The organism is Leisingera coralii, assembly GCF_049056525.1.
GTDB classification, from domain to species: Bacteria; Pseudomonadota; Alphaproteobacteria; order Rhodobacterales; family Rhodobacteraceae; genus Leisingera; species Leisingera coralii.
Window position 1 is genome coordinate 1 of the sequence record NZ_JBHUPT010000129.1, and the last position, 2,412, is coordinate 2,412.

The 2,412-nt window shown below is 65.5% G+C and carries 2 protein-coding genes; both read right to left on the minus strand.

Features of this window, described 5'->3' with window-relative positions:
• A partial coding sequence (locus ACFMBG_RS24040; RefSeq protein WP_421057159.1) for an NAD(P)(+) transhydrogenase (Re/Si-specific) subunit beta occupies positions 1–1,010 on the minus strand: 1,010 nt, incomplete at its 3' end.
• A gap of 13 nt (positions 1,011–1,023) precedes the next feature.
• Positions 1,024–2,412, minus strand: a 1,389-nt coding sequence (locus tag ACFMBG_RS24045) for a Re/Si-specific NAD(P)(+) transhydrogenase subunit alpha (protein ID WP_421057160.1), incomplete at its 5' end; no start/stop codon positions are given.

The following is a 2,412-nucleotide window of genomic DNA, read 5'->3' on the forward strand; positions in this document are numbered from 1 at the left end:
TTCTGCTGCGCCTGCGCCACCGCCATGCCGTAGCCGGGGATGATCACCACGCTGTCGGCCTCCTCCAGCGCCGCCGCCACGCCGTCGGCGTCGATGGCGATCTGCTCGCCGTCGATCTCCATCGCCGGACCGGAGGTGCCGCCGAAGCCGCCCAGGATCACCGAGATGAAGGAGCGGTTCATCGCCTTGCACATGATGTAGCTGAGGATCGCACCCGAGGAGCCGACCAGCGCGCCGACCACGATCAGCAGGTCATTGCCCAAGCTGAAGCCGATCGCCGCCGCGGCCCAGCCGGAGTAGCTGTTCAGCATCGACACCACCACCGGCATGTCGGCGCCGCCGATGCCCATGATCAGGTGGTAGCCGATGAACAGCGCCGCCAGGGTCATCAGCAGGAGCGGCAGGAAGCCGCCGGAGTTGAAGTACCAGATCAGGCAGAGGAAGGAGAGCCCGGCGGCGCTGGCGTTCAGCATGTGGCCGCCCGGCAGCTTGGTCGCGGCCGAGGTGACCTTGCCCGCCAGCTTGCCGAAGGCAATCACGGAACCGGTGAAGGTGATGGCGCCGATGAAGATGCCGAGGAAGAGTTCCACGCGCAAAAAGGCAATCTCGGCCGGGGTTTTCTTGGCAATCAGCTTGGCAAAGGTGCCGAGCTCCCCGGTGCTTGCGGCTGCCGCTACATTTCCGATCTCGAAATGGGCGATGAAGCCGACGAAGACCGCGGCCAGGCCGACCAGCGAGTGCATCGCGGCAACCAGCTGCGGCATCTCGGTCATCTGCACCCGCTTGGCGACATAGGTGCCGATGAGGCCGCCGCCCGCGATCAGCAGGACCGACAGCAGCCACAACCCCGAGCCGGGGCCGATGAGGGTGGCAAAAACCGCCAGCCCCATGCCGGCAATGCCGTACCAGACCGCGCGTTTGGCGCTTTCCTGGTTGGAGAGCCCGCCCAGCGACAGGATGAAGAGAACAGCCGCAACGACATAGGCGGCGGTGGTGAAACCGTAATCCATGTGCCCGGCCTCCTTAAGATTTCTGGAACATGGCGAGCATGCGCCGGGTGACGAGGAAGCCGCCGAAGATGTTGATCCCGGCCATGAAGACGCTGAGCGCCGCCAGGAGGATCACCAGGAACGAGCCGGAGCCGATCTGCATCAGCGCGCCCAGGATGATGATCGAGGAGATCGCGTTGGTGACCGCCATCAGCGGCGTGTGCAGCGAGTGCGCGACGCCCCAGATCACCTGGAAGCCCACGAAACAGGCCAGCGCAAAGACGATGAAATGCTGCATGAAGCTGACCGGCGCAAACAGCCCGACCAGCAAGAGCAGCGCGCCGCCGCCTGCCAGCATCGTGACCTGGCTCCTGGTCTGCGCCTTGAAGGCCTCAACCTCCTTGGCGCGTTTTTCCTCCGGCGTCAGCTCCTTCACCTCGGGCTTCTTCTGCACCGCAATCGCCTGCACCTTGGGCGGCGGCGGCGGGAAGGTGATCTCGCCCTCAAAGGTCACGGTGGCGCCGCGGATCACGTCGTCCTCCATGTTGTGGTTGACCAAACCGTCTTTGTCCGGCGTCAGGTCGGCCATCATGTGGCGGATGTTGGTCGCGTAAAGCGACGAGGACTGCGCCGCCATCCGGCTGGGGAAGTCGGTGTAGCCGATGATGGTGACGCCGTTGTCCGTCACCACTTTCTCGTCCTTCACCGTGCCCTCGACGTTGCCGCCGCGCTCCGCCGCCAGGTCGACAATCACCGAGCCCGGCTTCATCGCCGCCACCATGTCGGCGAGCCACAGCTTGGGCGCCTCGCGGTTGGGGATCAGCGCGGTGGTGATGACGATGTCGATCTCCGGCGCCAGCTCGCGGAATTTGGCGAGCTGCGCTTCGCGGAATTCCGGCGAGGAAACAGCGGCATAGCCGCCGGTGGCGGCGCCGTCCTGCTGCTCCTCCTCAAAGTCGAGATAGACGAACTCGGCGCCCATGGACTCGACCTGCTCGGCCACTTCCGGGCGCACGTCGAAGGCATAGGTGACGGCGCCCAGCGAGGTCGAGGTGCCGATGGCGGCCAGACCCGCCACCCCGGCGCCGACCACCAGAACTTTTGCGGGCGGCACCTTGCCTGCAGCGGTGATCTGGCCGGTGAAGAAGCGGCCGAAGTTGTTGCCCGCCTCGATCACCGCGCGGTAGCCCGCGATATTGGCCATCGAGCTGAGCGCGTCCATCTTCTGCGCGCGGGAGATCCGCGGCACCATTTCCATGGCGATGACATTGGCGCCCTTGGACTTGGCGAGCTCCATCCCCTCTTCGTTTCCGGCCGGATTGAAGAAGGAAATCAGCGTCTTGCCCTTGGTCAGCCGCTTCAGCTCGGTGGCGTCGGGCTGGCGCACCTTGGCGACGATATCGGACGCCTTCCACAGCGCCGC